General features: G+C 53.2%; 7 protein-coding genes. 4 read left to right on the top strand and 3 right to left on the bottom strand.

From position 1 onward, the window contains the following. A partial coding sequence (locus WBC85_RS14595; RefSeq protein WP_424438769.1) for a D-alanyl-D-alanine carboxypeptidase family protein occupies positions 1–1,176 on the bottom strand: 1,176 nt, incomplete at its 3' end. Between the two features lie 405 nt (positions 1,177–1,581). On the opposite strand from WBC85_RS14595, the gene clpS reads away from it, so the two are divergent. From clpS to hemF, 4 genes are read left to right on the top strand one after another with little or no spacing between them, the layout of a single operon-like run. Continuing rightward, entirely contained in the window at positions 1,582–1,920 is a 339-nt protein-coding gene (gene clpS / locus WBC85_RS14590; RefSeq protein WP_424438775.1) for an ATP-dependent Clp protease adapter ClpS, read from the top strand. Positions 1,921–1,927: 7 nt separating this feature from the next. Continuing rightward, the gene (locus tag WBC85_RS14585; protein ID WP_424438766.1) at positions 1,928–2,920 is read left to right on the top strand and encodes a methyltransferase; all 993 of its coding nucleotides are present in this window, start codon (positions 1,928–1,930) and stop codon (positions 2,918–2,920) included. Between the two features lie 27 nt (positions 2,921–2,947). Continuing rightward, positions 2,948–3,748, top strand: coding sequence for an SDR family NAD(P)-dependent oxidoreductase (locus WBC85_RS14580; protein ID WP_424438763.1), 801 nt, complete (start codon positions 2,948–2,950; stop codon positions 3,746–3,748). A gap of 28 nt (positions 3,749–3,776) precedes the next feature. Continuing rightward, a complete protein-coding gene (gene hemF / locus WBC85_RS14575; protein ID WP_424438760.1) occupies positions 3,777–4,670 on the top strand; it encodes an oxygen-dependent coproporphyrinogen oxidase in 894 nt (297 codons plus the stop codon). Positions 4,671–4,673: 3 nt separating this feature from the next. On the opposite strand, the gene fliP is transcribed toward hemF, so the two are convergent. Continuing rightward, entirely contained in the window at positions 4,674–5,360 is a 687-nt protein-coding gene (gene fliP, locus WBC85_RS14570; RefSeq protein ID WP_424438772.1) for a flagellar type III secretion system pore protein FliP, read from the bottom strand. Positions 5,361–5,404: 44 nt separating this feature from the next. Next, positions 5,405–5,692 carry a FliM/FliN family flagellar motor switch protein gene (locus WBC85_RS14565; protein WP_424438757.1) on the bottom strand — a complete coding sequence of 96 codons (288 nt, stop codon included), beginning with the start codon at positions 5,690–5,692 and terminating at the stop codon, positions 5,405–5,407. Between the last annotated feature and the right edge of the window lie 86 nt (positions 5,693–5,778).

Raw genomic sequence — 5,778 nt, 5'->3', positions numbered from 1 at the left:
GGTGACGACTTCTTGCTCCGGCTGGGCACTTGGTTCAGGCCTTGGCTGGGTGAGTGAGGCGAGCAACAGCGCCTTTGGTCTTGCTGCCGGTTTGGGCGACGTCATCACCGCTGCCGTTGACGAGGCCGCTACCTGCGTGACCTGAACATCAGTTGCTGTGCTGACCTGGGCCTCAACTAGCGCTTCACGAACGTCGTCTTTCAAAGATACGAGAATGGGCGCATCAGCCACAATGCTACTGCGTGCTTTTGGACGTGGGCTTTCTTTGACTGCACGCACCACGCGGATGGTTTTAGCAGTCGCGCGAGAGCCGCCATAGGCGGGCTTGGATGGTTTGCGCAAAGCAACACGGGACGGCGCGCGCTTGAACCCCATGTCGAGCAACTCAGCGACGCGTGCATTTCGTGCCGCTGTTGACTGGCCGCCGAAAACCGTCGCAATAATGCGTTCTTCGCCGCGCTCGGCGGAGGCAACAAGGTTAAAGCCCGCGGCACGCGTATAACCTGTCTTGATGCCATCTGCGCCTTTATAGTTGCTTAGAAAACGGCGGTTTGTGTTGGGAACCGTTTTAACACCGGCATCTGTCGAGATACGCGAGAACAGATTGTAATAATCAGGATAATCATAGAGCAAATGGCGCCCCAGAATTGACATGTCGTGCGCTGTTGAAAGGTGGCCTGCTTCTGTTAGCCCGTGGGCATTCTTGAAGGTTGTTTTGGACATGCCGAGCGATTTGGCTGTGCGGGTCATGCGGCGTGCAAAGGCAGCTTCGGATCCTTCAAGCGTTTCGCCAATTGCTGTTGCAGCATCGTTCGCGGACTTTACCGCAGCGGCGCGAATGAGATAGCGAAACTTGATGCGTTGCCCGGCGTGCAGGCCGAGTTTCGATGGTTGTTCATTCGCAGCATTGGCTGAGATCTTAACCGTTGTATCAAGCGAGATTTCACCGTTCTCGATCGCCTGAAACGCAATGTAGAGCGTCATCATTTTGGTCAGCGATGCAGGGTGCAAGCGCGTATCTGCATTTCGAGCGTGCAGCACTTCGCCAGAGCGCGCATCCATAACATAAGCTGCATATGGTGCTGCCGAAACGCTCATCGGGAGCGCAACGAGTAACCATAAGAGTGAAATGACCAATAGCCCTAGTCGGGCCGGCGATGTGTGCCGTACCTTCACGATTTCTGCCTTTTACTGCCTCAGTGCTGCCGATTTTTCGACTAGCGTATTTTTATTATGGTTAAGTACTAACACATAACTTTCGATTAATAAAGTATTCAAAACAAAGGAAAACTTAGAAAAATTTTACTCGATTTCTCAACATATTGCGGTTTCAACGCGAGTGACCCCAAGCCAAGCGATTGTGTCAGCAATGTGGCAATCCGGCCCCAGCGAACAAAGGCGCTGTCCGACTCCATACTGACTGGTACAATAAATCGATCCGTGCCGATCTTGAAATCACACCTTTTGGGGCGATTTTCATGACAACGCGGGCGCTGGTCTAGCATGCCCTCTTTTCTATTAGCCCATTGAAGTTATATAGAGGTCTGTGACCAATTGAAGAACATGGAAAACCGCGTAAGCATGCTCATCCAGCCGATCATCGCTTCTGACAAAACAAATGACGACTCCGATGCGAGCGTTGTTGTGGAAGTGCGCCCGAAAACGCGCAAACCACCGCTTTATAAAGTGCTCTTGCTCAACGACGATTATACGCCAATGGAGTTTGTCGTTCATGTCCTAGAGCGGTTTTTCAACATGAACCACGCACAGGCGTTTGAGATCATGTTGACGGTTCACAAGAAGGGCCTCGCTGTTGTTGGTGTTTTCAGCCACGAAATAGCTGAAACCAAAGTGAGCCAGGTTATGGATCTGGCCCGCCGCAACCAGCATCCTTTGCAATGCACCATGGAAAAAGAATAGCGACGTTATGAAACACGCGCGTTTGGACCTTGCCCGCAACGCAGAGTTGCTACCCCAACTCTCGGGCACCATCGGTGTCTTCGGACAAATGGATGTTGATCGCCTGCGCGGGTTGCTTGATCTGGACTTGGCCTGCGAAAGCAGCTCATTCGTCACAAATACCGCTTTGAAGGCTGCGGGCATTCGCGTGGATCCAGTGCAATCTGATCCGTTTGAACATGCGATTGTGTTCCTGCCCCGCGCCAAAGCCGAGGCGCAACATCTGATCGCTAAGGCGATTAACCAGACGCCAGACGGCTGGATCATCGTCGACGGCCAAAAGACCGACGGTATCGAGAGCATCGCCAAACAGATCGCGCGCGAAGTGCCGTCGATTTCAAACTATTCCAAAGCCCATGGCAAGACGATCTGGTTCCGCGCAAGCGACGCAATTGCACTAAAGCAGTGGCAGTCGGAGCCGCAACAAAATGCTGATGGTTTCGTGACTGCCCCGGGGGTGTTTTCATCCGACGGCATTGATCCGGCTTCTGCATTGCTGCTTGAACATATTCCGACCGACCTCAAGGGCACTGCCGTAGATTTGGGTGCTGGTTGGGGGTTTTTGTCGGCAGGCGTGCTTGCGCGCGCACCTGCAATTCAAACCCTTCATTTGGTCGAGGATAACGCCGCCGCGCTCGATTGCGCACGCACAAACGTTAAGGATGTCCGCGCCCAGTTCCATTGGAACGACGCGCTAAGTTGGCGTGTGCGCGACCAGGTTCAGACGGTTATCATGAACCCGCCCTTCCATGTTTCGCGCAGCGCCGAACCATCGCTCGGCGTGCGTTTCATCGAGGCTGCCGCAAAGATGCTGAAACCCGCTGGAAAGTTGTATATGGTCGCCAATGCGCATTTACCCTATGAGGCTGCGTTGGAAGAAGCGTTCAAAAGCGTCGAGGTGATTGAGCGGACCAATAAATTCAAAGTGTTTTGCGCAGAGCGCGGACGCGTTAAAGTGTGATGAACGCTTCCTTTTTGGAGATAGCCGATGTCCTTTTCGATTGATGGAAAAACTGCAATTGTGACAGGCGCGGCCAATGGGATCGGTTTGGCGATCGCGCGTCATTTCGCGGCTCAGGGCGCGAATGTCATGTTTGCCGACATGGATGAATCCAAGCTTGCCGAAGAATTGGGCGATGTCGCGGAAGACAGCAACATCCGTTATTTTTCAGGCGATCTGCGTGAGAAATTGACCTTGGCAAACCTGCTCTCGGGTACGATCGACGCATTTGATACTGTCGATATTCTTGTGAACGGATCGCGGCAGGTGCTGACCACTGCGCCGCTTGATCCCGATGACGACACGGTAAACACGCTTCTTCAACAAAACCTGATGACAAGCCTGCGTCTGTCGCAGCTTGTCGCGCGACGTATGATAAAGCAAGCCAAAGATAAAGAGGAAGGGCCAGTCGGCTCGATTATCAACCTTTCTTCGGTCGCTGCCCGTCGAACGCGTCCGGAATTGTTGGCGTTCTCAATATCCACGGCAGCTTTGGATCAAATGACGCGATCCCTTGCCGTCGCTCTTGCGCCTGAGCGGATTAGAGTTAATTCAGTTGCTTTCGGTTCGGTCATGAGCGCGAGCTTGCGTGAAGTTCTTAAAGAAAACCGTGAGTACCGCGAGACGATTGAAAGCATTACGCCACTTGGCCGCATTGCAGCGCCTCAAGAAGTGGCCGAAGCCGTGCAGTATCTCGCGTCTGACGGGTCAGGATTCATGACTGGGCAAGTACTGACAGTTGATGGCGGTCGTACCCTGCTGGATCCCGTCGGCCCGCCCGCGCATTGACGGCAAACAAAGCACTAAAGGACTCTCCATGACATCGGAAATGCAGCCACAAAAAGCCAAGGCAGCGACTTGGTTCGAAGATCTGCGCAATCAAATCGTTGCTGCCTTTGAGGATCTGGAAAACAGCCATAGCACTGGACCGATGTCGCAGGCAGAGCCAGGCCGTTTTGAGGTAACCAGAACAACGCGCAAATCCGATGACGGTAGTGATGCTGGTGGCGGGTTGATGAGCGTCATGCGCAACGGCCGGGTTTTTGAAAAGGTTGGCGTGAATATTTCCACGGTTTACGGCACGCTTGGTGCCCGCGCACAAAATGCTATGGCCGCGCGTAAGGGTATTGAAGGCATGGCGGATGATCCGCGCTTTTGGGCCTCTGGGATTTCGCTTGTTGCGCATATGCAGAACCCGCATTGCCCGGCAGTCCATATGAATACCCGTATGTTCTGGACGCCTCATGCATGGTGGTTTGGCGGCGGTTCGGATTTGAACCCATGCCTTGAATATGACGAGGACACAGCACATTTTCACGCAACGCAGAAACAGCATCTCGATCCCCACGGTCCCGAGCATTATCCCGCGCTGAAAGAATGGGCGGATGAGTATTTTTACATTCCACATCGCGCACGTGCACGCGGTGTCGGCGGTATTTTTATGGACGATCGCAATTCAGGCGATTGGGACGCTGATTTTGCGCTTACGCAAGATATCGGCAAAGCGTTTCTTCCTGCGTTTTTGCCATTGATCGAAAAGCGGCGCATTCAGGCGTGGAGCGATGCCGATAAAGATGCTCAACTGGTGCATCGGGGTCTCTATGCAGAGTATAATTTGGTCTACGATCGCGGCACTAAATTTGGGTTGGAAACGGGCCATGACGCAAATGCAGTGTTGATGAGTCTTCCGCCGCTGGCAAAGTGGGTCTGAGGTTCAATAGTAACTTTGCACCAAGCCGGACGCGATAAGCGTCCAACCGTCTGCAACCACAAAGAACGCAAGTTTGAATGGCAGCGAAACGATCGCTGGCGGGACCATCATCATGCCCATGGACATCAGAATGGCTGCGACGACGAGGTCGATAATCAAGAATGGTAGGAACAGTAAAAATCCCACCTGAAACGCGCGGGCAATTTCCGAGAGCATGAAGCTGGGCACCAATAAGGACAAATGCGCGTCTGGTTCAGGCGCGCCTGCCTTCAAATCAGGGCGAAGGTCGGCCAATGCGGCGAATGTGTCAGGGTTAACGCGCGCGGCCATGAACTCCTTAAATGGAACAATGGCGCTGCTGAACGCGGCATCAATTTCAATCTTGCCTTCGCCAAAGGGGCCAATTCCTGCGGTCCAGGCCTCGGTAAAGACGGGCTCCATCACGAAAAACGTCAGAAAAAGAGCAAGACTAACCAGCATCATGTTTGGTGGCGATTGTTGTAAACCTATCCCCTGCCGTAGGATCGAGAGTACCGTAATCATGAAGGGAAAGCAGGTTATCATAATCAAGATACCAGGCGCGAGGCTAAGGATAGTTACAAGCGCGATCAACTGAAGGCTGCTGCTTGTGAGCGAGCCATTTTCGATCAGCCCATCCGCAAGGGTTTGAGCGGTAGCCAAAGAAGGCAAGCCAAAAAAACCAACCAGCAGCAGAAAGCGCAGCGCCCGGTGCTTCACGCGCTGCCCACCTCGGGTTCGACGATCTCGGTGATGCGGACGGCAAGCATTGAGGATGCACCATCTTCGGTTTCCTCAAGCTGACCGCGGCCAACCAGGCGATCCCCAATGTATAAATCGACAGGTGCGTCGACAGTCTTGTCAAGGGCCAGAACAGAGTTCTCACCAAGGTCCAACAGTTCCCGGATTGACGGGCGGGCGCGCCCGACCGAGACGGTTATTTCGACGGGAACATTGCTAAATGGTGTCGACATTGTCGCGCTGGCTTGTGCATCAGACGGCATTCGCTTGCTCCAATATTGGTTGTTTCAGGAAGGTATCTATTGTCGATTGAATGTCGCTAATCGCTTGTTTTACATCGATTTTACTC

Source organism: Planktotalea sp., assembly GCF_049680325.1.
In the GTDB taxonomy this organism is placed as follows: domain Bacteria; phylum Pseudomonadota; class Alphaproteobacteria; order Rhodobacterales; family Rhodobacteraceae; genus Planktotalea.
Note: the sequence above shows the minus strand (reverse complement) of the source record. Positions and strands in the feature narration are given on the sequence as shown.